The sequence below is a fragment of the Helicobacter pylori Shi112 genome (assembly GCF_000277405.1).
Classification (GTDB): Bacteria; Campylobacterota; Campylobacteria; order Campylobacterales; family Helicobacteraceae; genus Helicobacter; species Helicobacter pylori_C.
The window spans coordinates 1,497,430-1,520,469 of record NC_017741.1; the positions used below are offsets into that span (position 1 = coordinate 1,497,430).

Annotated in this window: 21 protein-coding genes; 2 read left to right on the plus strand and 19 right to left on the minus strand. The window is 39.6% G+C overall.

The annotated features are described in order from the left end of the window. Positions 1-205: 205 nt before the first annotated feature. The 7 genes from HPSH112_RS07260 to dnaE all read right to left on the minus strand — a co-directional run bounded on the left by HPSH112_RS07260 (position 206) and on the right by dnaE (position 7,807). A complete protein-coding gene (locus HPSH112_RS07260; RefSeq protein WP_000720378.1) occupies positions 206-1,117 on the minus strand; it encodes an LPP20 family lipoprotein in 912 nt (303 codons plus the stop codon). Between the two features lie 9 nt (positions 1,118-1,126). Then, positions 1,127-1,468 (minus strand): hypothetical protein, encoded by a 342-nt coding sequence (locus HPSH112_RS07265; protein WP_014534320.1) that lies wholly within the window; start codon positions 1,466-1,468, stop codon positions 1,127-1,129. Positions 1,469-1,475: 7 nt separating this feature from the next. Continuing rightward, positions 1,476-2,003, minus strand: a complete 528-nt coding sequence (locus tag HPSH112_RS07270) for an LPP20 family lipoprotein (RefSeq protein ID WP_000795968.1) — start codon at positions 2,001-2,003, stop codon at positions 1,476-1,478. Between the two features lie 31 nt (positions 2,004-2,034). Beyond that, positions 2,035-2,667: a penicillin-binding protein activator LpoB gene (lpoB, locus tag HPSH112_RS07275; RefSeq protein WP_000243161.1), complete on the minus strand. Its 633-nt coding sequence runs from the start codon at positions 2,665-2,667 to the stop codon at positions 2,035-2,037. Positions 2,668-3,032: 365 nt separating this feature from the next. Beyond that, positions 3,033-3,347: a thioredoxin family protein gene (locus HPSH112_RS07280; protein ID WP_001289530.1), complete on the minus strand. Its 315-nt coding sequence runs from the start codon at positions 3,345-3,347 to the stop codon at positions 3,033-3,035. A gap of 54 nt (positions 3,348-3,401) precedes the next feature. Beyond that, positions 3,402-4,190, minus strand: a complete 789-nt coding sequence (locus tag HPSH112_RS07285) for a pseudouridine synthase (protein WP_000398394.1) — start codon at positions 4,188-4,190, stop codon at positions 3,402-3,404. Further along, on the minus strand, positions 4,172-7,807 hold the full coding sequence (dnaE, locus tag HPSH112_RS07290; protein WP_000662084.1) for a DNA polymerase III subunit alpha: 3,636 nt from the start codon (positions 7,805-7,807) through the stop codon (positions 4,172-4,174). Before dnaE ends, HPSH112_RS07285 begins: the two co-directional genes overlap by 19 nt. 147 nt (positions 7,808-7,954) lie before the next feature. On the opposite strand from dnaE, the gene HPSH112_RS07295 reads away from it, so the two are divergent. Continuing rightward, entirely contained in the window at positions 7,955-9,007 is a 1,053-nt protein-coding gene (locus HPSH112_RS07295) for a cytochrome-c peroxidase (RefSeq protein WP_000748307.1), read from the plus strand. A gap of 84 nt (positions 9,008-9,091) precedes the next feature. Here the strand turns inward: HPSH112_RS07295 and HPSH112_RS07300 are convergent, their stop codons facing one another. From HPSH112_RS07300 to HPSH112_RS07320, 5 genes are read right to left on the minus strand one after another with little or no spacing between them, the layout of a single operon-like run. After that, entirely contained in the window at positions 9,092-9,679 is a 588-nt protein-coding gene (locus HPSH112_RS07300) for an META domain-containing protein (protein WP_001053512.1), read from the minus strand. An 18-nt stretch (positions 9,680-9,697) separates the two neighbouring features. Continuing rightward, positions 9,698-10,375, minus strand: coding sequence for a hypothetical protein (locus tag HPSH112_RS07305; protein ID WP_001202836.1), 678 nt, complete (start codon positions 10,373-10,375; stop codon positions 9,698-9,700). A 2-nt stretch (positions 10,376-10,377) separates the two neighbouring features. Beyond that, entirely contained in the window at positions 10,378-11,193 is an 816-nt protein-coding gene (locus tag HPSH112_RS07310; RefSeq protein WP_000439551.1) for an MlaD family protein, read from the minus strand. Further along, complete coding sequence (locus HPSH112_RS07315) at positions 11,178-11,963, minus strand: ABC transporter ATP-binding protein (protein ID WP_014662292.1); 786 nt, start codon at positions 11,961-11,963, stop codon at positions 11,178-11,180. The genes HPSH112_RS07310 and HPSH112_RS07315 overlap by 16 nt, the downstream gene beginning before the upstream one ends. After that, positions 11,963-13,096: an ABC transporter permease gene (locus HPSH112_RS07320; protein WP_000845749.1), complete on the minus strand. Its 1,134-nt coding sequence runs from the start codon at positions 13,094-13,096 to the stop codon at positions 11,963-11,965. Before HPSH112_RS07320 ends, HPSH112_RS07315 begins: the two co-directional genes overlap by 1 nt. Positions 13,097-13,229: 133 nt before the next feature. Here HPSH112_RS07320 and HPSH112_RS07325 point away from each other — a divergent pair, with 133 nt between their 5' ends. Beyond that, a complete protein-coding gene (locus tag HPSH112_RS07325) occupies positions 13,230-13,925 on the plus strand; it encodes an outer membrane protein (protein WP_000473397.1) in 696 nt (231 codons plus the stop codon). A gap of 4 nt (positions 13,926-13,929) precedes the next feature. Here HPSH112_RS07325 and ilvE read toward each other — a convergent pair whose 3' ends face one another. The 7 genes from ilvE to tmk form a co-directional block, all read right to left on the minus strand. Next, positions 13,930-14,952, minus strand: coding sequence for a branched-chain-amino-acid transaminase (gene ilvE / locus HPSH112_RS07330; protein ID WP_001284821.1), 1,023 nt, complete (start codon positions 14,950-14,952; stop codon positions 13,930-13,932). A 50-nt stretch (positions 14,953-15,002) separates the two neighbouring features. Continuing rightward, complete coding sequence (locus HPSH112_RS07335) at positions 15,003-15,749, minus strand: outer membrane protein (RefSeq protein WP_000919403.1); 747 nt, start codon at positions 15,747-15,749, stop codon at positions 15,003-15,005. Positions 15,750-15,863: 114 nt separating this feature from the next. Continuing rightward, a complete protein-coding gene (gene polA / locus HPSH112_RS07340) occupies positions 15,864-18,545 on the minus strand; it encodes a DNA polymerase I (RefSeq protein WP_000392400.1) in 2,682 nt (893 codons plus the stop codon). A 65-nt stretch (positions 18,546-18,610) separates the two neighbouring features. Beyond that, positions 18,611-19,780, minus strand: coding sequence for a restriction endonuclease subunit S (locus HPSH112_RS07345; RefSeq protein ID WP_000502608.1), 1,170 nt, complete (start codon positions 19,778-19,780; stop codon positions 18,611-18,613). 49 nt (positions 19,781-19,829) lie between these two features. After that, positions 19,830-21,869, minus strand: a complete 2,040-nt coding sequence (locus tag HPSH112_RS07350) for an HsdM family class I SAM-dependent methyltransferase (RefSeq protein WP_001147671.1) — start codon at positions 21,867-21,869, stop codon at positions 19,830-19,832. 32 nt (positions 21,870-21,901) lie between these two features. Beyond that, positions 21,902-22,477: a ComF family protein gene (locus HPSH112_RS07355; protein ID WP_001203560.1), complete on the minus strand. Its 576-nt coding sequence runs from the start codon at positions 22,475-22,477 to the stop codon at positions 21,902-21,904. Beyond that, positions 22,465-23,040: a dTMP kinase gene (gene tmk / locus HPSH112_RS07360; protein WP_000289772.1), complete on the minus strand. Its 576-nt coding sequence runs from the start codon at positions 23,038-23,040 to the stop codon at positions 22,465-22,467. Before tmk ends, HPSH112_RS07355 begins: the two co-directional genes overlap by 13 nt.

Here is a 23,040-nt window from a genome sequence, read left to right on the forward strand (position 1 = left end):
CTTGTGTAGGTTCTTAAAAAGATTTTAGTTTTTAACGAGTGTGGTTTTAAGTAAGATTGTGAAACAAAGAGTATTGAATAATATTTTAGTTTATTTGGCAAGAACAAAAGCCACAAACTTTCAGAGAGTTATTTTAATGGGTGCAAAAGCCAAACAATAACGCTACCAAACTGGATCATAAGTGCAAGCAAGATTAATATCTTGCTTATAACCCCGTATTGCCTTGCCCTTCTTTATTGGCATAATCTTTCAGTTCTTTATAAAGCAAAGATTGTAAGCGCGTGATAGCAAAATTCTTATTCTTTTCATCCACTTCAAGGCTTCTATTCAATACAGGCGTGCCTTGACAATCGCTCGCGCTAACAACCACTCTAATGCGTGTGATGCCATTAGCGCTGTCTGTGAAAACTTCATTTTTGATTTGATAGAGTTTTTCTTCATCGCTAGGGGTTAGCACTCTGGCATAAGCGCTTATGAGAGCGCTTTTGATTTCTGCATCGCTGTTGTTATCAAAAGTGATTTGCACTTTAGGTTTGAAAGCGTTTTGATAATAGATTTTTTCATAATTTTCTAACGAACTCACCGGGACAGAATACGCTTTTAAAATCCTTTCCATAGGCATCGCTTTAGCCAATAAATCCCCCATGCTCTTAGATTGCTGTAAAAAAACCCCTTTGCAAACCTTAGGCATTAAGGTGGAAAACTGCCCATAAAGAGCGTTATACTTATCCCTTAAACCCTGCAAAAACAAGTTTTGATTAATCCTTACTCTGGTGTAGTAGATCCCTTTTTGCACTTCTTGATTGATTATTTCTACATTATTCAACTCCAAGTCATCGGTTTTTAAGTTAATCGTTTGTGAATCACTGGATTTTAACTTATTATCCACACGACTTTTTTGAATATGGATCTGGGAATTGACCACCACGCTAATAGACGCCACTAAATCCGCTAACGCTTTTTGTTTAGAAGCTTCTTTAGAAGTGGCTGAACCACTCCCATAAAGATAGCCTTTTTGGGTGTTTGTTTTGTTATAGGCCTTGCTATACCACTTAGGCTCTGCGCTTAAATTGGCACCCACAAAAGCCATAAGGCATGCAAGAATAATCTTTTTCATTATTAATCCTTACTCATTCATTAAAGCGATGTGTTTCTTAGTGATTTTGAGAAGCACATAAACTTTATCCGTATCAACAAAAGTGGCCTTTAGCTCACTAGCCTTAATCTCTATTTTATCCTCCTTGAAAGCTTCCATCACTTTCTCTAAGGCGTTTTGTCTGGCTGAGGACAAGCTATAATCCATATCCGAAAGCAATACATCGCTCATCCCACACACTAAAATTTTTTCATCTTTGGTTTGGGTCTTTTCAATTTGCACTTCTTTTGAGCAATCTCTCGCCCACTTAGGCAAGGTTTTCCCCCACGCAACCCCCAACACCAAAGCGAGTGCGATAGTAAGGCGTTTCATTAAAACCCTACTTTTTAACCATGCCCAACTCTTCGCGCACTTTATCCACAATTTGCTTATCCAAGCCCACTAAAACAAAAACCCTGTCTTTACCGACATAGCGGGCAAGCATTTTAGAAGCGATCAATTCCTTATCCACTAATTGGGAAATTTTTTCAGTATCAGTGCCGCTGATGGACCTTTTACCAGAAGCGTCTACAGTTCTAGTTTTTTCATTTTCCAAATCTTTTTGTAAAGTGGATTTTAAATTCGCCGCTAAATTAGCCCTAGCTTTCGCTGTAGCCTGGTTAGTAGAATAATCCACATCATTATTAGTGATCAAATCTTCAGCCCTTCCTAAAAAGACCCCTGAATATTTTTCATACTTCGCCACTTTTTCTAAATCCCCTACAACCCAATCAGGAGCGCCTTTAGTCGCTTCTTTGTATGCCTTATTGCTTTTACTGATACCTGATTTTGGGGCATGGCTACAACCTACGATCACCATCGCTGCTATCACACTCATCCCTAAAATTTTTTTAACTTGATTTTTCATTGTTCATCCTTTCAAATATAAAAATATAAACTTAAAACATACGCTTATTGCTAGCGTTCTTCACAATAGGCTTAACATCGCTCCATACCTCTTCACCCGTTTTCCTATTGGTAAGGCTTAGGGTGAAGTCATAGTCCAAGCGTTGCCTAGAACTACTAATAGAGGCTGCGATGCTAGATACTTTACCACTTAAAGATAAATCAGCGGCTTTTAAAGTGCCTTTTTCTACAGTGGTGTCTTGATTATACTCTTCGCTCTCTCGTTCTTTTTCGCGCTGTTTCACCATTCTGCTATCCGCCGCAATGCCACTCCCTCCGCTCGCCCTTGTGATATTGAACCTCCCATTAGATCGCAACCGCAACTGCCGTGCGATTTCAGTCGTGAGAAGATTCATGTCCAAATTGGGCTGCGTGGTGTCGTTAATCACATCTGAGACTTCAATCAAATGCTTGCCCTTGAGTTGCTCAAAATTAGGGTCGCTAAACATGGAATCTAACATTGCGTTAGCGGTTAGCAATAAATCCGTGCTATTAATACTTGCAGTTGTATTTTTAGTGGCATCATTCACATTTTGATAAGTTGCCATTTCGCTTGAGCAACCCACCCATAATAAAGCGCTCAAAATCACCGAGCTTATAATTTTTAATTTTATTTTCAATACCATAGTGATAGAAACTCCCTATTCAAAATTTAAAACAGATACTTCCGTTCCTAATTTTAAACTTCTAATATAAACACATCGTCAGTGTTTTTGCGGATTTTAGCATTTTATGTGTCTTTTTTTTCACATTTTACAAGTTCTAGCCCTACAAATTTCACACTGCGAGCATTAATACCACAAATTCGCTCATTTTTAGCTTAATTAAAGAAATTTTTTTAACAAACATGCTCATTTAAAAACGATAAAAAACGATTTTTTGAGATAAAGAAACGATAAAAAGCTATTTAAAGTTAGCCCCCTTATCAAAAAAAGGGGCTAAAAAAGATTCCTACGGATTCTTATTTTAAAACAAGGCTCTTTAATGCCCTTTATAAGAGCGTTTTAATCGCGTCTTCAATCGGCTTTGAAGATCCGGGCTCTACAAGCCTTTCACCCACTTCTTTCCCGTTTTTGTAAAAAATCAAAGTAGGGATCTTGCGAATGCCTAAGCTCTCTTTTAAATCCTGGCTCTCATCAAAAGAAACCTTAAAAAATTCCACCTTGCCTTTGTAAGTTTTGGCTAAATTTTCCATAATCGGCTCAATCTTCCTGCAATCCGGGCACCAGCTCGCCCCAACATTAACCACTACCGCTTGATGAGCGATCTTCTCTGCGTAATTCTTCCCGTTAATAATTTCTGACATGATAATCCTTATTTTTTATTTCCCCCAACTCCAAAGTATAGCATAACTCGTAAGCTAATCCCCTTTAAGATTAGTCATATTAGCCATAAACGCATGCAACTCGTTGTATTCTTGGCGGTTTAGAAAACGCATTTTCCCTACCGGCAAGGCATTCAAATTCACAAAACCATAACGAACGCGCCTTAAATCCAACACTCCAGCGTTAAAAAACGCAAAAAAGCGCCTCAATTCTCTGTTTTTCCCCTCATTGATAATGACTCTAAGTTTAGAGTATTTGGCATGGTTTTTGATGATTTCATAACCAATAAAGGGGGCAAATTCCATGCTTTTAATGGGGGTTTTTTGGTGCGCTCCCTTAGTAGCGTTTTCTAATTTCAAGCCCTCTTGCATCGCGTTTTCCATCTCTCTTGTAACAAAGCCTTGAATTTTAATGAGATATTCTTTTTCTAAATTCGCATGCATTAAAGCGCTCACCACCGCCTTACTATCGCTCAATAATAGCACCCCTTCGCTCGCAAAATCCAAACGCCCCACAGGCACAAAATGGGCGTATTTTTTCTCCAAGCTTTCATAAATCACGCGCCGTTTTAAGGGATCGTTTTTACTCACCAATTCGCCCTTTGGCTTGTGATAAACCAGCACGCTGAATTTTTTATTTTTTAAGGGCTTGATGAGTCGTTTGTCTAAAAACACCTTGTCGTTTTCTTTAACCACGCTAGCGAGTTTGGCATGCTCATGATTGATTTTCACCCGCCCTTCTAAAACCAATTTTTCAGCTTCTCTTCTTGAATGCTTGGTGTAATGGGCCAAAAACTGGTTGATCCTCAAGCTAAATCCCTCCACTCTAACCCTTTAAAATCGTCCTTAATCTTTTCATTCACCATTAAATCGCTTTGGATTTTGAATTGCTTATCCTTGTCTTTGATGATCAAATACAAGGGGCGTTTGCCCTGGTGTTTTAAAGCGCTTTCTTTGATTTGTCTTAAAAATTCTTTTTTCACATCGTTTTCTAACACGATCGCTAAAGAGCAAGAACTGGAGGCGAGTATTTCAATGGGGGGGATTTCGCGCACCTCTTCTTTTTGCTTTTCAGGGTCTTTATAACGGGCTTTAGGGATTTTAATCTCCCTAGCGCTCTCTAAATCCAAGATTTCAAAAAGCCTTAATCGTGCGACCTCTTCTTGCTCTTCAATCTTGCATTTAAACACTAAAGGCTTATTAATATCCAACTCTTCTAAAGCGCTCAATTGCTTTTCAAACAGCATGAGTTCAAACTTGCCGTATCTGTCCAAAATGTCCGCTGTGCCATAAGGCTTACCGCTTCGTTTGCCAATTTTCTTTTTAACTTCCATGATTTTACCCAGCAAATAAGCTTGCGAGCCGATTTCTAACTCTTCAATATCAATGCTTTTGACTAAATTTTTAAAGCCCTTAATTTCTTCTTTAAACTCGTCTAAGGGATTGCCTGAAACATGGATGCCTAAAGTCTCGTATTCGCATTCTAAAAGCGTTTTAGCGTCATGTTCGCCCAAATCAATCATGTCTAAAATAACCTGCTCTTTTGTCCCGCCATCCATTGCCCCAAAAAGGGAGTTACCCCCTTGCATCATTTCATTAGCCTTGTCTTTAGCGCGCCCAGCATCACAGATCAGATCCAAGTTAGCGAGCATGGTTTTTCGGGTGTAGCCTAAATTATCCAAGCTCCCTGATTTCACTAATGGCTCTAAAGATTTTTTAGTGAGTTTAGAAAAATCCACCCGTGAAATAAAATCTTCTAAACTCTTATAATCCCCTTTAGCCCTTTCTTCAATGATGTTTTTAATCGGCTCACCCCCAACCCCTTTAATCGCTCCTAAACCAAACACGATTTTCTTTTCTGGCTCGCCCTTTTGGTTTTTAAACTCCGCCACGCTGAAATCTTGCATAGAAGAATTGATGTGTGGGGGCATCACTTCAATTTCTAAAGCCCTAACCTCATCAATATAGCGCGCCACGGATTCAATCTTATTGGATTCACTAGTGAGCATCGCTGCCATGAACTCATGCTTGTAATAAGTCTTTAAATACGCCGTTTGGAAAGTGATCATCGCATAAGCAGCCGAATGCGATTTGTTGAAACCATAGCCGGCAAATTTAACGATCAAATCCCACAAATTAGCCGCTTTTTGGTCATCATGCCCTAGATTTTTAGCGCCTTCTACAAACTTAGCCTTATTGTCTGCCATGATTTGAGCGTCTTTTTTCCCCATAGCGCGACGGATGAGATCCGCTTCACCCAAACTAAAACCGCCAATAGTTTGCACGATTTGCATCACTTGCTCTTGATAGATAATCGTGCCGTAAGTGGGCTTTAAAATCGGCTCTAATTCTTTAAACGCATAAGCGATAGGCTCAATGCCATGCTTTCTGTTCACAAAATCATCTACCATGCCTGATTCCATGGGCCCTGGTCTGCCTAGCGCAATAATAGCGATAATGTCTTCAAAGCTTGAAGGCCTTAAGCGTTTGTTAAGCCCTTGAAACATCCCGGATTCAATCTGGAATATCCCCACCGTATCCCCGCTTTGGATCGTTTTATACACTTTCGGATCGTCCATATCCAACGATAAAAAATCCACGCTAATTTTGTGCTGCGTTTTAATGATTTTAAGCGCATCATCAATCACGGTCAAGGTTTTAAGCCCCAAAAAGTCAAACTTAATCAAATCCACCGGCTCTAAATACTTCATGGAATATTGCGTAACGATACCGCCGGTTTTTTCAGAGGCAAACAAAGGGGTTTTGTGCCACAACTCTTTTTGGCTATCCACCACTAAGGCTGCCGCATGCACGCCTGCATTGCGATTCAAATTCTCTAAATTGAGCGAATACTCCCACACTTGTTTGGCTAATTCATTACTCTCTACTAATTCCTTGATTTTAGGCTCTAATTCCCACGCCCCCTCTATGAACTCGCCATTTTTTTCATAACCCTTAAGCGTGATGCCTAAGCGGTTGGGTATGAGTTTGGCAAAATCATCCGCTTCTTTATAAGGCATGTCCAAAACCCTTGCGACATCTCTGATCACGCCTTTAGCCAACATTTTATTAAAGGTGATGACTTGAGCCACATTGTATTTGCCGTATTTTTCAATCATGTATTCTATGATTTCCTTACGCCGGCGTTGGCAAAAATCCGTATCAATATCAGGCATGCTGACTCTTTCAGGGTTTAAAAACCTTTCAAAGAGCAAATCGTATTTCAAGGGGTCAATATCCGTGATTTTTAAAGCAAAAGCCACCAAACTCCCGGCCGCGCTCCCCCTACCAGGCCCTACAGGAATACCCATTTCTTTAGCGTAACGGATAAAATCCCACACAATCAGCATATACCCCGGGAATTTCATGCTCGTAATGACTTCAATTTCTTTTTCTAAGCGTTCTTTGTATTGATCATGCTTTTCTTTAGGCACTAAAACCAAGCGCTCTTTCAAGCCTTCTCTAGCCTTATAGGCGAAATAAGAAGCGTCATCTTCAAAATTCAGTCCCTCATTTTGGGCGTAAGCTTTAGTGAATTTGAAGCTTGGAGGGGTTGGGGGGTTCTTTTTATCGTCTTTTAAATCAATCTCTAAAACGCATTTATCAGCGATTTCTTGGGTGTTTTCTAAAGCTTCTGGAATATCTGCAAAGAGCTTTGCCATTTCTTCAGGGGATTTGATGTAAAACTCATGCACGGAGTGTTTCAAGCGCCCCTTATCGTTTAGGGTTTTACCCATCGCTACGCACATCGCCACTTCTTGAGCCTTAGCGTCATTAGGCATGGTGTAGTGGGTGTCGTTGGTGGCAATGATTTTTAACCCCGTTTCTAAAGACATTTTAATAACCTGCTCATCAATGAATCGCTGATCTAAAATGCCATGGCGCATGATTTCTAAATAAAAGTCGTCTTCAAAAATCTCTTGGTATTCGCAAGCGATTTTTTTGGCTTCATCATAGCCTTTAGCCCCATACTTGCGGTTTCTCTCATTATGAGTATTCAAATGGTAATTGACTTCCCCTTGCAAGCACGCGCTAGAAGCGATAATGCCTTTAGAATGCTCCCTTAGAAGTTTTTTATTGATGCGCGGGAAATAATAAAACCCTTCTAAATACGCCATAGAGCTTAAGAACATCAAATTTTCATAGCCCTCTTGGTTTTTAGCGAATAAGCACAAATGGAAGCGTTGTTTGGTTTCTTTGCTAGAAAGGTTGTCGTCATTATGGATATACGCTTCCATGCCGATGATAGGCTTAATGCCTTCTTTTTTCATGCTCGTATAAAAATCAATCGCTCCAAACATGTTCCCATGATCGGTTACGCTCACGCTTTTCATGCCCAATTCTTTAATGCGTTTGGCCAGAATTTTAATCTTGTTCGCCCCGTCTAAAAGCGAATATTCCGTGTGCAAGTGCAAATGCGTGAAGGCTTTATTCTCTTTCATTGTATAACCCCTATTTGGATTTAATACCATTATACCTATCGCTCTTTAAAAAACTCTTTATCGGTTCATTTAGTGGTAAATTATTTTAAAATGGTGGTTATAATAAGAAAGTTTTTATTATTTTTAATGCTATTTTAGGAGTTCATCATGAAAAAATCCATTTTATTGGGCGTTTGCTTGGCTTTTTCTTGCGCCCATGCCTTGAACGATTTAGAACTGATCAAAAAAGCGAGGGAAAGCCAATTAGAGCCTATGCCTATGGGCAAAGCGCTCAAAGAATACCAGATTAAAAAAACTAAAGATGTGGGTATTGGCACCAAAAACAGCGAGATTATGACCCCCGCTCAAGTGGAATTAGGCAAAATGCTCTACTTTGATCCTAGGATTTCCACTTCCTATCTCGTGTCTTGCAACACATGCCATAATTTGGGCTTAGGCGGGGTGGATTTAGTCCCAAGCGCTGTAGGTTCTCAATGGAAGAAAAACCCCCACCTTTTAAGCTCCCCAACGGTGTATAACTCTGTGTTTAACGATGTGCAGTTTTGGGATGGGAGGGTTACGCATTTAAACGAACAAGCGCAAGGGCCCATCCAGTCTTCTTTTGAAATGGGGGCTGATCCAAAAGTGGTGGTAGAAAAAATCAATTCCATGCCAGGCTATGTCAAACTCTTTAGAAAAGCTTATGGCTCCAAAGTCAAAATTGATTTTAAATTGATCGCAGATAGTATCGCTATGTTTGAAGCCACGCTTATCACCCCAAGCCGTTATGATGATTTTTTAAGAGGCAATCCTAAAGCGCTCAGTAAAGCCGAAAAAGAAGGGCTGGATTTATTCATTTCTAAAGGCTGTGTGGCTTGCCATAACGGCATTAATCTTGGGGGAACGATGCAGCCTTTTGGGGTGGTCAAACCTTATAAATTCGCTAATGTGGGCGATTTCAAAGGCGATAAAAATGGGCTTGTGAAAGTGCCTACTTTAAGGAATATCACCGAAACGATGCCTTATTTCCATAACGGGCAATTTTGGGATGTCAAGGATGCAATTAAAGAAATGGGCTCTATCCAGTTAGGCATTGAAATCAGCGATGAAGAAGCGAAAAAAATTGAAACTTTCTTTGAAGCCTTAAAGGGTAAAAAACCGAAAATACTCTATCCAGAACTCCCTGTAATGACAGACAAAACCCCTAAACCCTCTTTTTGATTTCAAAAAGTCCTTTAAAAAGCGATCAAAAATTTCTTTTTAATCCCTAATTTAGCGGTTAGATTGTTGAAATCAAAAACCCACTCAAGGCGTTTTCAAATAAATTTTCATTTTTTGGTTGTCTAAAATGAGCGTGTCCTTGCCCTTAGTTACCGTAAAATTACCCTTAAAATTCTCCATAAATTCCAATTCAAACGCCATTAAATGCTCATCTTTACACACTTTTCTTGAAATCCCGCTATCTTCAATTCCAATGTGCCTATCGCCCTGCCATACATAGCTGGCAAAATACCGGTTGCAATAGCCTTTGCCATAAATACGATTTTCTTTTTGGTCAAACACAAACTCTCCCATAGAGCTTTTAGGCTTTGGCTTCTTTTTAAAAAGCTCATACCAGTGTTTTCTTTTTTCTTTTTGCTCCTGCTCTTTGGCTTCAAGCGCTGCCTTATCCTCAGGTAAAGCGGTATTTAGAGAAGAATCTTGCTCTTCTTCATGCTCTCTAAAAGCGCTATCAGCGAGCATGGTTTCAATGTCATACACTTGATGGTTCATTTCTACTTTTTGGATATGCCAATCATTGCTAGAAAGTTTTTTATCAAACATTTTTAAAAAAAAACACCCAGAAAAGACACAAGCCGTTAAAACGCTTGCTCCAGCCAATCGTAAATTCAAACAATTCCTCCTTATGTTTTATTTTTTTAATGGGCTTACGCTTTGCGCTTCAATCGCTTTTTTAATCAAAAAAATCGCTTCTTGCATCGCTTGTTCGCTTACATGTTGGAGGGATTGTATCGCGCTTTCTTGAAAATCTTGATTGCCATTTTTAGTCGTTTTGGTCGTTTTGTTTTCCAGGCTAGAAATATTTTCATGCTTAACGATCACTCCAGAATGCGAATCGCCTTTCACGCTAATATCATAGCCTAGCGCAAATTCCGCCCTATAGGTAGAATTTTCTTTTTCTAAAAGAGAAAACGATAAAATCGTAAAACGGACCGCATAAGTTGGCGCGCCCGCGCCATAAGGGGGCAAAGCCACGCCTAAGCATGCTTTTTGCGCTTCTTGCATGAACATGGTTTTTAACATGTTGCGAGGCAAGTCTATCCATTTTTGGTGTTTCCCATGCGTGATCTGCCCGTCTTTGGCTTTAAACACGATCTCTTTAGTGTTGAATAAATCCGCGCTCAAAATACTAATGAGCCTCACTTCAGTCAAAGGTTTAGGGCATTGCGTGATTTCAAAAGAACTCGCATTCAAATCATAAGTTCTGATCTCTGGTAGCATTTGTTTTAAATTGATGCTCAAGCAACCCTGAAGCAATAGGGCTAATGCTGATGAGAGTGAAAAGATTTTTATCGCCGTAGCTCTCATGATTATTTCCTTTCTCCAAAAATCGTTTTATAGGGGTTAGCGTCAAATTTGTCTATCAAAGCAGAGCCTTTTTCCACAAAATTATCAATGTTTCTCAAGCTCAACTGCGCTTGCATGATTAAGGGAGTGAACATCGCTTTAAAGTCGTATTGCCCTTCTTTTAAGCGCTTATCCACATCTAAAGCCACATTATTGGCGCTAGAAACGAGGTTGTTAGCGTTTTTGATTAAAGCGTCAAATTGCACCTTTCTTGAATCCAAGTTAGCGATAAGATCATCTACTGAAACAAGAATGTGCTTGAATTTTTCCACATTTTCATCATCTAAAATCTTATTCACATTTTTAATCGCTTTCATCACTTCTTGCATCACTTGATTAGCATCCACGCTCAAGCGATCCATAAACCCTTCTTTAAAGATCAAAATCCGCTCCCCTTTATCGCCACTGCCATAAAATTCTTCATTGTGGCTTTGCTCTAAGGCTAAAAATTTTAACCCCATAAACCCCCTAGAAGAAACCGCTACTTTGGAGTCTTTACGGATCTTAACGCTGGATTTAATCATCAAATCCAAACGGACCACCCCCACTTTATCCTTTGCAAAACCCACCTTGATGACATTACCCACTTGAATCCCTTTGTAATTAACGGGCGAGTTGGTCGCAATGCCTCCCAAGTCTTTGTCCGTATAAACCACATATTCATAATATTTCCCGTCCTCTAATCCCAAATGGCCTAGCCATAAAATAAAGCCTACCATGCACACTAAGCATAAAAAGAAGAGCCCGCCGATTAAAGTGTAATTCACATGCCTTTCCAAAATTTCTCTCCTCGTGTTGAATTGAATAAATTGCCTTCATCTAGCCCTTGAGTTTGAGCTTTTTTGATAAAATCTTTTAAATCCCCATTAAACTCTAATAGCCCGTCTTTGAGCATGATAAACCGATCCACGCAGTCATGCACGGAATCTAAATCATGCGTAATCATCACCACCGTAAGCTGTAAGCTCTCTTTGAGCGTCATGATAAGTTCGTCAAATTTGCCCGCGCTATAAGGATCTAGCCCGCTTGTTGGCTCATCTAAAAATAAGATCTCCGGATTAGTCGCCATAGCCCTAGCGATACCCACGCGCTTTTTCATCCCCCCACTCAATTCATAAGGGTAAAGGTGGTAAGCCCTAGGGGGCAAACCCACTTTTTCAATCCACATTTTAGAGATTTCTTCAACAATTTTTTTAGAATAAGCGCCGTATTGCTCTAGCATGACACCCACATTTTCTAAAACCGTTAAAGAGCTATACAACGCCCCAAACTGGAAGCAAATACCGCAGCGGTTAAAAATCTTTTGCTGCTCTGTTTCTTTGAGTTTCCATATATCTTCCCCAAAAAGCAACACTTCCCCCTTTGTAGGGCGATTGAGCAAGATCATGCACCTTAAAAGCGTGCTTTTACCGCTCCCTGAACCCCCTAAAATCGCCATCACTTCGCCCTTATGCACGCTAAAACTCACGCCCCTATGGATAATGGTGCTCCCAAAAGCGCTATGGAGATCCTTCACTTCAATTAAGACTTGATTGTCAGTAGCGCTCATCATATATTCAACTTAGAAAAGATAATAGAAAAAACAGCGTCTAAGAAAATGATCCAAAACAACGCATTCACGACGCTAATGGTGGTCAAGCGCCCAATGCTCTCAGTATCCCCCTTGACTTCAAACCCGCGCATGCACCCTACCATCGCAATCGCAAACCCCCAAAAAGGGGCTTTGACAATCCCTACCAAAAAATGATTCCAACCCACTGTGTCATGCAATCTGTCTATATAACTCGGGAAGCCCAAATCCAATTGGTATTTAATCGCAAACATGCCACCAAGAATGGCGAACGCATCGGCAATAAACACCAATAAAGGCAAAACAATCACTAAGGCTAACACCCTAGGCAACACTAAAAATTCAAAAGGGTTAAAGCCCATGGTTTTCATCGCGTCTAATTCTTCAGTGATCTTCATCACCCCAATTTGCGCAGTAAAACTGCTCGCGCTCCTCCCAGCAACCACAAGGGTTAAAATAAAAGGGCCGATCTCTCTTAAAGCGAGTTTAGCCGTCATTTCCACCGACATTAAAGGCGCGCCCATGTCTTGCAATTGCAAAGCCCCTTGTAAAGCAACGGCAAACCCCACGATAAACACCGTTAAAATGCTCACGGGCAAAACCTTAAACCCAGATTCATTGATATGATAAAGCAAAGGAGTGATGCAAAAGCGTTTGGGGTTGAAAACGCTTTTAATGAAGTAAAATAAAATCATGCCGCAAAAATTGAACGCGTTTAAAAAGGTGTTGTAAGTTTCTACGATACTCTTACCCAATTTAGTGATCATGAGTTCGTATCGTTTGCCCGCTTTTTTAGACTCTAAATCCTCTTCTTTTTCAAGCCAGTCTTTAACCACTTTCAAAGCGCATGCGTTATTCTCGCTCACATTGCACAATTCAATGTTTAAAGAACGCTCCTTAACCAAATCAAATAAAAACATGCCAAAAACAAAATCTATTTTTTGGCACCCTGAAAAATCCACTTTTAAAGACCCTTGATGATCTAATAATTTTTTTTTCAACTCATCTAAACGAAACACGCTCGTTTTAAAATCCCAATCCCCTCTTAAAATCAGCACAGAGTTCGCCCCATCTTTACGCATTTCTAAAAATTTTTGTTTCTCTGTCTTCATTAAAATATATTCTCTCTTAGATTAGGTAAAATCTATTAACAAAATTTTGTTTGTTAAAACGACTATTTTAACACAATGATAAAACAAAAAGTTAAACGATATTCTATTTGATAAAGGATTGATTATTTTTAAAATGTTTAAAAAAATCATTTTTTTTTGTGTTTTCTTAATGGGGGGTTTTGTTGTCTTTCCCCTTGATGCAATGCCTATTTTGCACGATAAAACCCCTAAAAAAAATTACCAAGAAGCCCATGAAAAACTCTATAGAAGCATCATTAACCGCCAAAAGCTCACTCGTAAAAAAAGCGGGTGGTATTTTTTAGGAGGGTTTGGCGCTGTAGAAGCCATTAAGGACTATCAAGGCCAAGAAATGAAAGATTGGATTGCAACGCTTGATTTAAAAACCGGTGTGCAAAGTTTTTTTAAAAAGTATATCGGGATTAGGGGGGTTTTTGCATGGGATCTTGGGTCAGGAAAAGTGAATTACCAAAGCCATAAAGATCCTACAAACTCTTTTTTTACCATGCTTGCGGTGGGTTTGGATGTTATTATGGAATTTCCTTTAGGGAGTTATAAGCATTATTTGGGGGCGTTTGGGGGAGCTAGGGGAGCTTTAGTCGTTTATACAGACAAGCAAAATTTCAAGTTTTTTAAACATTCTGTGGTTTCAGGGGGCTTAGCGATTAATGGGGGGGTCATGCTCACGCTTTTTTTAAGACACCGCATTGAATTAGGGTTTAAAATCTTACCCACCGCCAGATTGCTTTCTAGCTCCAAACGCTTTGAGACTTCGCCCTTATTTTATGCGGCATACAGCTATAAATTTTAACCTTTTAGCAAACTTCAAAAATCCAATCTTTGGGGGCTTTTTGTTCGCCTTGCTGGATGGATAAAAGCAAATCATAGAGTTGTTTAGTGGTGTTGCCCGGTGCTTCAAAAAAATAAGACTTGTTATTGTGCGCGATTTCTTTAATGGGCGTAATGATCGCAGCTGTCCCGCACGCTCCAGCTTCCTTAAACGCGCCCAACTCATCCATTAGGATTTCCCTCTCTTCTACTTTGAGGTTCAAATATTCTTTAGCCAAAACCATCAAGCTTTTTTTTGTAATGCTTGGCAGAATGCTTGGCGAATGCGGGGTGATAAAGGCGTTATCATGCGTGATGCCAAAAAAATTCGCCGCCCCCACTTCTTCAATTTTAGTGTGCGTGGTAGGGTCTAAATAAATGCAATCATCATAGCCTTGCTCTGTGGCTATTTTGTGGGCTAACAGGCTTGCAGCATAATTCCCCCCCACTTTCACCCCACCGGTGCCTTTAGGCGCGGCCCTATCAAACGCCGTAGTGATAAACCTAGCCCCTCCTTTTTCTATGCCCCCCTTAAAATACGCCCCCACAGGCACGCAAAACACGATAAAAAGGTATTCGCTGGCCGGCTTCACCCCCAAATTATCCCCCACACCTATGACAAAAGGGCGCAAATACAAACTCGCCCCGCTTTTATAAGGAGCGAGCCATTTTTGATTCGCTTTCACCACTTCAGCGCATGCCCTTAAAAACAGCTCTTCGCTCACTTTGGGCATGAGCAGTCTTTCGCATGAAGTTTGCAAGCGTTTGGCGTTTTCTAAAGGGCGAAAAAGTAGAGCTTTCCCCTTTTGAGAGCGGTAAGCCTTCAAGCCTTCAAAACAAGCCTGCCCGTAGTGCAAAACCGGCGATCCTTCGCTGATTTGTAACGCATTTTCGCTAACCAATTCGCCTTGCGACCAAGAGCCGTTTTTATAACTAGCGATGAAGCGAAAATCCGTTTTAATGTAGCTAAAGCCTAGATTTTTCCAGTCTAAATTTTCTAAATTTGCCATTTCACACCTTTAAATGGATAGTTTTAAGTGTGATTGTATCTAAAAAGGGGTTAAAAATCCCTCAAGTAACTGATTTGAAACGCATAGACTCTACGCACATCAGCCTGTAAGGTGTATCCCTTTTCGTTGGTGATAGAGAAAAGCCGGTGCGTGATCGTAGGCACTTTAATCCCTAATTCCAAGCTGTTGTGTTTAGCGATATGGGTGCGGACCCCAAACTTCCATAGAAACTGGAAATTAGCCGGGCTATAGCTAGAATTGCTGTGGTGTTTTGCATAGCTAGCGATCTCTTTACTAATGCTCGTTGCCCAACTATCCCCGGCTAATTGGATTCCCACCACAAAACCAAAAACCATGTTTTCTTTATTCACAAAATTCCACAGCGTATCTAGCCCTGCACCATAAGTGAATAAATTGACATAGTATTGCCCCTGATAGGAATCCCTCTCCGTTAAAGTATTCCCTCCAAAACTGAAACTATTGTAAATAAACCCGCTATCGCCCACCGGAATACCCTTTTTCATCACGCCAAAGCGGTTGTGCGCGTAGTCAAAAAACCCATAATAACGCATGCCAAACCATTTTTTCTTACCGAAAAATTGCTTATAGCCCACTTCAAAACCCGCTCCTGCGTAAGGCGGGAACTTTATCAAAGGCTTTTGCAAGCCGTTGTCATTCACCATTTTAGTCTGATTTTGTATCATGCTCACCTGGTAATTGACTCCCACAAAAGCCGCGCTCTCTTCAGCGCTCGCTCCAACACCCAAAGCCCCTAACAATATAATTCTTTTCAACATCCAGTCTTTTCCCTTTATTTTTGATAATCACTTTATATAATAATTAGCTTAAAATGGCTAAGTATTACTTATAAAGAAATAATAATATATTTTTTCTTAAACTCAATTAAAAAACTACCCTTTTAATTCATTCCAACGCTTAGCCACAAACGCGCTCGTTTCTAGCGGCACCCTCAAAGGATAAACTTCATCATTGAGGATGCGTTGGATTTCTTGCTGCAACTTTAGGGCGTTTTTTTCTTCAATCTCAAAAATCAATTCGTCATGCACTTGCAAAAGCAGCCTCACCGAAGGGTTATTTTTGAAACGCTCGCTCACTTTAAGCATGCCCAATTTCAACAAATCGCTCGCGCTCCCTTGGAAAATCGCATTCACGCCCTCTCGCAAATAATTGCCCTTGATGTGATCATTTGCACCGGTAAAATCAAACACCCGATAACGCCCAAGCAAAGTAAAGGCCTTAGAAGTTTTTAAAATCTCTTCTTTCATGCGGTTTAAGTAATCTTTGATGCTAGGGAATCGTTTGAAATACGCTTCTATGTAGCTTTTAGCCTCATTTAAAGGGATGTTTAAAGTTTCGCTCAATTTCTTACTCCCCATGCCATACACCAGCCCAAAATTAATGCTTTTAGCGATGGATCGTTTTTCTTTGGCCAAATCTTCTCCAAACAACGCCTTAGAAGTTTCTAAATGGATGTCTCGCCCCTTTAAAAACGCATCCATTAAATCCTTATCCTGACTAAAATGGGCTAACAAGCGCAATTCAATCTGCGAATAATCCACCCCTAGCAAGCAATATTCTTTAGAGCTGGCGATAAAACCTTTACGAATGAGTAAGCCTTTAGGCGATCGCACCGGGATATTTTGCAAATTAGGCGAATGCGAGCTTAAACGCCCGGTAGCTGTGCCGGTTTGGATGAAAGTGGTATGGATTTTATCGTCTTTGTCTTTTAAGCGCAATAAGGGGGTGGTATAAGTGTTAAAAAGCTTATTCAATTCTCTGTATTCTAAAATCAAAGCGATGCTTGGGTGCTTGTCTAGGATTTTTAACAAGCTTTTTTCATCAGTAGAACGGCTTTTATTTTGAGGAAGCTCTAATTTTTCATACAAAATCTCGCTGAGTTGTTTGGGGGAGTTGAGGTTAAAATCCACGCCGATTAGATCCAAAATTTGGCGCTCTAAAACATGCAATTCATTCTTAAACTCCTGCTCTAAGCGCTTGAAATAAGGTGCATCAATCTTAAAGCCTTGAAATTCCATGCCCATTAAAACTTTCATTAACGGCGTTTCAACTCCTCTAGCCAAAGCAAGCAAACCCTCTTCTAGCCCCCCTTTTTCAAAATACTCGCACAAACGCTTTAAAGCGTTTAATTCCATATCCAATTGCTCTAATTTTTCCACCTTACTTTTTGTCTTAAAATCTTTGATTGTTTCATGCGGGATCAATTCTTCTTTTAAATATTCCTTTAAAACTTCATCAAACCCCACTTTTTCCGGATTTTTTAAAAACGCTAAAATTTGAGTGTCTTGGATGCGAATGTTTTCTAAAGAAACCTGGTATTTGGCTTTTAAAAAGCTTAATAAGGGTTTTAAATCATGCCCAATGATTTGCACATGCTGTAACATTTTAAAAAAAGCGTTTTGCAAAAACTCTAAAGAAAAGGGCGAAAATAACGCCTCTTCTAAAGGTAAAAAATAGCCTTGATCTTCATATAAAAACGCTAGGGCCAGAACTTTTTTTTCTTTATCTAACACCAAACGCACAAAAATCCTTGCGTTAGAATTTTTTAATTTTTCTAAAAACGCGCTCAAAGGCTCGGTGTTTTCTAAAACGATCAAGCGTGATTTTTTAGGGGCGTTGTCTGATGCGGGCGTGTTTTCTAATAGAGGCGTGTTGTCTAAAATTAAAGGCGTAGGGGAATTTTCTAAATCCCTTAAAGTAGAAATAAAACCATATTCTTTCAATTCATCTTTGATTTTCAATAAAGGGTTTTCGCTAGGAAAAGCGCAACTTAAAAAATCAAATTCTTTAATGCATCCTCTTTGTAAAGTGGCTAATTCTTTGCTTAAAAACGCGCTCTCTTTGTCTTGTATAAGGGCTTGATACATTTTAGGGCTGAGTAAATTTTTCGCCAAGTCTAAATTTTCATAGATTTTTTCCAAACTCCCTAAGCGCTGTAACAATTCCTTAGCGTTCTTGCTCCCAATGCCTTTAACCCCCTTGTAATTATCGCTGCTATCCCCCACAATGCCCTGATAATCCGTGAATTGACTCGGCAAAATCCCGTATTTTTCCACGCAATCTTTCGCCAAAAATTCCGTTTTGCCATCAAAAAGCGCGATTTTATCGCTCAAAAGCTGGTTAAAATCCTTATCTTTAGAATAAATGCGGGTTTTATAAGGGCTTAGCGTGGCCAGGCTTGCGATGACATCATCAGCTTCAAACCCGCTCACCTCCACGCAAGTAAAACCCATTTTTTGCAACCATTCTAATGCAATAGGGATTTGTAAAAGCATCTCTTTAGGGGCGTCTTTACGATTTTGTTTGTATTCGCCTAATCTTTCAGCCCTTTTAGTTTTAGTCTGGCTTTCTAGAGCGAACACGATAAAAGGCATGTTTTTTTTATCTTTATAAAATTTTTTAACCATGCCCACAAGCCCCGTTAAAAGCCCCGTAGGAAAGCCCTTATCATTGGTTAAAGGCTTGTTTTTAGCGCTCATGTAATAGCTTCTAAACAAATACGCAAAAGTATCAATTAACGCTAAAGTCCCCTCTTTAATGACTGGCTCTTCCATGCATCAACCCTCTTCAATCAAGCAAATTTTAAGTTTATTGTAACACAAGCTTGACCTCATCTGTTTCAAAACAACGAGTCTTTTTGGGTTGGCGTTTCTTGGCTGATGGCTTCTTTTGTGGCCTGTATTTTAGCGCTGCTGTATTGAACCACGCCTTGAATGGTTTGTTTCATTAGGGCGTTGATAAAGGTGCGCATGAAATGAAAATCAATATCCTTAAGGGTTTGAGTGTTAGCGGTGGGTTTTAGGGGTAGAGAAAATTTAAATTCCGCAATGCTTTCTGTTGTAGAGCCTAGCCCCCAAGTTAAGGGTTTTAAAATAAATTGTAAAATCGCGCTTATAAAATATAAAATTTTAGGACTCTTGAAAGCAAATTTTGGTTTTAAAATTTTAACCCTATTGCCTGTAAAATAAGGTTGTTTTTGATAGAACACGGTGAAAGTGTCTTGCGCGAACGAAAGGGTATTTTTTTCATTAGCAAATGTAGAGTCATCTATAATAAAGCCTTTTATACCATTGTTGGTTGCAGCGCGCACGACATAAGGGTAGCTGTTTTCTATTTGCGTGTCATGGATTTTTATCGTGTTGGCATGATAAATTTTCTTACTTGACAACACTTCAAACAAATCCCCTAATTTGAAGCTTTGCCATGTTAAGCCGCATGGGGTATTACCCCCCCCAGAATTTTTGCCATTGAAAAGGTTAAGGGCGTTTTCTTCATCGTTAGAAAGGGTGGTGTTTGATAGCCCTGTAGCTTTTAAATAAGCCTCAAGTTCGGCGAGCCGACACTGCTCAAGTTCGGCTATGAATTTTTCCATGAAATGAAAATCAATACCATCAAGGGTTTGAGTGTTAGCGCTGGGTTTTAGGGGTAGAATGACTTTATCGTTTTTAATTTTTGCCCATGAACACATGTTTTCATAGCCGAATTTTTTAGGGTAATCAAAAAATAGCGTGGATAAAAACAAGCCGATTTTATGGTTGATTTCAAATTTAGGTTTGAGAGAAAATACCCTAGCGTGTGTTACCATTTTATAAGGAAAACTGCGATAAAACGCGCAACCAAACATGTCAATAGTAATGCTATGGCTTTCAAAAACTTTTGCTTTTATATCGCTTTGCCCTAAAACGCCATTATTGCTAAGCCCTGCGGTGATGACAAATTCGCCCTTATGATTGATGTGGCGTTTTTGAATGTCAAAATCGCCGTTACTCGCTTCAAACAAATCCCCCAATTTGAACTCGCCCCACTTAATAGCGTTGAGTTGGCTACTAAGGGGCCAATCACTTTGGGGGCGTTTGGCTTTTTAAAATCAAGCCCACTTCATAAGAAAGGTAATCGGCTATCGTTCTTTTAAAATCCTCTAATTCGGGTTTAGTCTCATTCTTTTGATGGGCTTCAAAATTAAAGTCTTTAGCATGCTTACTTTCATGCGGCTTAGCGATAAAATCTTCAATATAGATGGTTTTTAAATCGCCCCACAGCTCTTTAGAAACTTTAGCGTTTAAGCCGGCTTTGTAAATTTTAATGATTTCTTCGTAGCGTTTGGTGGGGTTAGAGGTTTCATTTAAGCCTCTTTTGGTGCGCTTGAAGCCGTCGTTTCTAAAGTCTATGAATTTAACGGGCTTTTCATAATCGTGTGGCTCATGAGCTTTAAAAATATAAACGCTTGTTTGCACCCCGGCTTGCGGCATGAATAAATCGGTGGGCATTTTAACGCTCGCTAAAAGCGAATGTTTTTTTAAAATTTCAACATTGGATTTTAAAGCTTGCCCACTCCCTGCGCTATCTTGGATAATGATCGCTCCTAAAGCGCCTTTTTGCATATATTCTAATCCAAACTTGATAAAAGGCATGCCGTTTTCTTCGTAGCTAAAAGGAGGGTTTAATAAAAGGATATTGGGTTTAAAATCTTCATAAATCTTTTTATTGGTTTCAAAAGTGTTGCCTTTGATGATCAAACTTGATCCATCGCCTCTTAAAATCATGTTAGTGGTGGCTAGCGAAAACATTTCAGCGTTAAGCTCCACGCCTAAAAGTTGCGTGGTTTTTGCGTTTTTTATTTTTTCGTTAGCTTTAGTGGTGTTTTTACCATAGGTTTTTTCAATGTCTTCAATCATTAACACCATAGAAGAAATTAAAAAGCCCGCGCTCCCTGTGGCTAAATCCATCACAAAAGACTTCGCATTAACCCCTAAAAGTTCGCTCATCATTTTAGTTACATAAGGTGGGGTTAAAACAATGCCTAATTCCTTACCATCCCCTAAAGCGTATTTTAAAAATTCGCTATAAAGTTCGCCCATGATGTCTAAATGACCGGTATTGTCGCTTTCATTAATGGGCTTATGGACAAATTCATAAAGAAAGGTAAAAATTTGCTTAGTGATACTTGAATCTTTTTCTAAAAGCATGCTTATGGCTTTATCAAGGCTCGTTTCTTTATCGCGCTGCGGGTCTTTACTGATTTCTTTAAAACTGGCGAGCATTAGATCTCGTTTTTCTTCGCTCAAGTTTTTGGTTTTCAAAAATTCGCTAATTTGGTTAAACACTAAAACACCATCACGGCTAGTATCGGTCAATTCGCCTTTCAAATCGCTTGGTTTTAAGCCCTCTTTTTTGCCTTTAATTTCTTGCATGGATAAAAGCATGCCGCTCACATATAGCGCGCGCTGAGGCGCTGTGATGTTGTGGTTATGCATAAGGCGGTTGAGTTTTTTAGCGGTTTCGTTTAGATCGGCTTTGGTTTTGATTAAGATAGAATGCTTTTCTGCTTCAGTGAGCGTGCATTCTTCATAAAAAGCGTTAAACGATTCTTGATTTTCTAAAAAATGCAGGTTTTTAGCGTTAGTGAGTTTGTGCGAATTGATCCCGCTTGCAAAAACATAATACACTTCTATAAAAAGGTTCTCTTCATCATCGCCGGCTATGCCTATGGCGATACATTCTTTATATTTTTCTTTGTTTTTTAGGATATTTTGAGCGTAGTGTAAAGCCCCATTCACGGCGTATTTTGAAATGGAATGGTCATCGTTTTGCAGCGTGGAGTTTTTGAGCTTTTTTAAATTTTTAGCGTAGAGTTTGTTTTCTATGATTATAGGGATAACGCTCTCTTTATTTTTAGGGTGCGTGTATTTTTCTAAACTAAAATCTGGCTCGCCATAAGAAGTTTTGTCTTTAGTTTTACTCGCATTCAAAAGGGCGCTTTTAAGGCTAGAACTCATTTGGCTTTTAACATTAAAATCCTTATTTTTCATAAGCCCTAATTTTGCCAATTCTTTTTTAACATAATCATCAACATCATCTTCTAACTGAAAAGCTTGCATGGTTTTATCCTTTTAAAAATTAAAATTATAACTCATTCATCCGCGCTGCAAAGCGCGATCGCAAAGTGCGCTTTGATGTTTAGGGTTTTAAGGTATTTTAGGGCTTCTTTTAGGGTGGTGCCGGTGGTGATAATATCATCTAATAAAAAATAATCTAAATTTTTATCGCCTTTGAAGGTGAAATTCCGTGGGTTATTGGCGCGAAATTCTAAGCTTTTCCCAGCATACGAAACAGCATTAATAGCCCTTAAACGCCCGTAAGTGGCTTTTAAATTGCCTTGACAAAAGCCTTTTAAAAGCGCGGCTGAATGCGAGTAAAAGGATTTGATTTTATCATCAATGGCGATGCCATAAAGGGGGGTAGTCAAGCCTTTTTCTTGCAGGATTTTCACAAATTCCGCGCCGGCTTTTAGAGAAAGCAAGGGCAAAATGCGAGAGCCAATCAGCGCGTATTTGCTTTTAATGAGCTCTTCTATTTCGCTATAAGCGTAAAAACTATACACGCTCACGCCCTCTAAAACCCTTACCTTTAAGCTTAAGGGCAAATCGTTCAAGCAATTTGGGCAAAGGGGCTTAAAAGAAAGCTTCAAACAAGTTAAACAACGCATTCAATAAAGGCTACGATCTGGCGGTGCAGATCCCAAACGCTTTTTTGAGCGTCTAATTCCAAAACTTCGCACCCGAATTTTTCTTTTAACGCATGAGCGTGAGTTTTGAGCTTTTGCTGGATTGTGAGTAATTTTTCTGTGCCTTGGTTTTCTATTTTGTCTAAACTTTTAAGGCTTAAGCGCTGTTTTAAGCCCTCTTTGTCTATGAGTAACAGAATGATTTTTTCAGGCAAGACGCTTTGAGTGGCAAGCAGGTTTAATTCTAGGCTTGAAAATTGGCTATAAGCCATGCCAGAAATCAAACTCCTATCGCTAATGATGAGCTTTTTTTCTTTCAGTGCCGGTTTTATCACGCTTTCTATATGCTCAGCCCTATCGCTTAAGAATAAAAACGCTCTAGCCAATTCGCTGATGCTTTCATTTAAAGCGATATGCCTTAAATGTTCGCCCATTCTCGTCCCCCCTGGCTCTTTGGTAACAAGGGCGTTTTTAAACCTGTCTTTTAATAATCCTACTTGAGTGCTTTTGCCCACGCCATCAACGCCTTCTAACACCACATACAT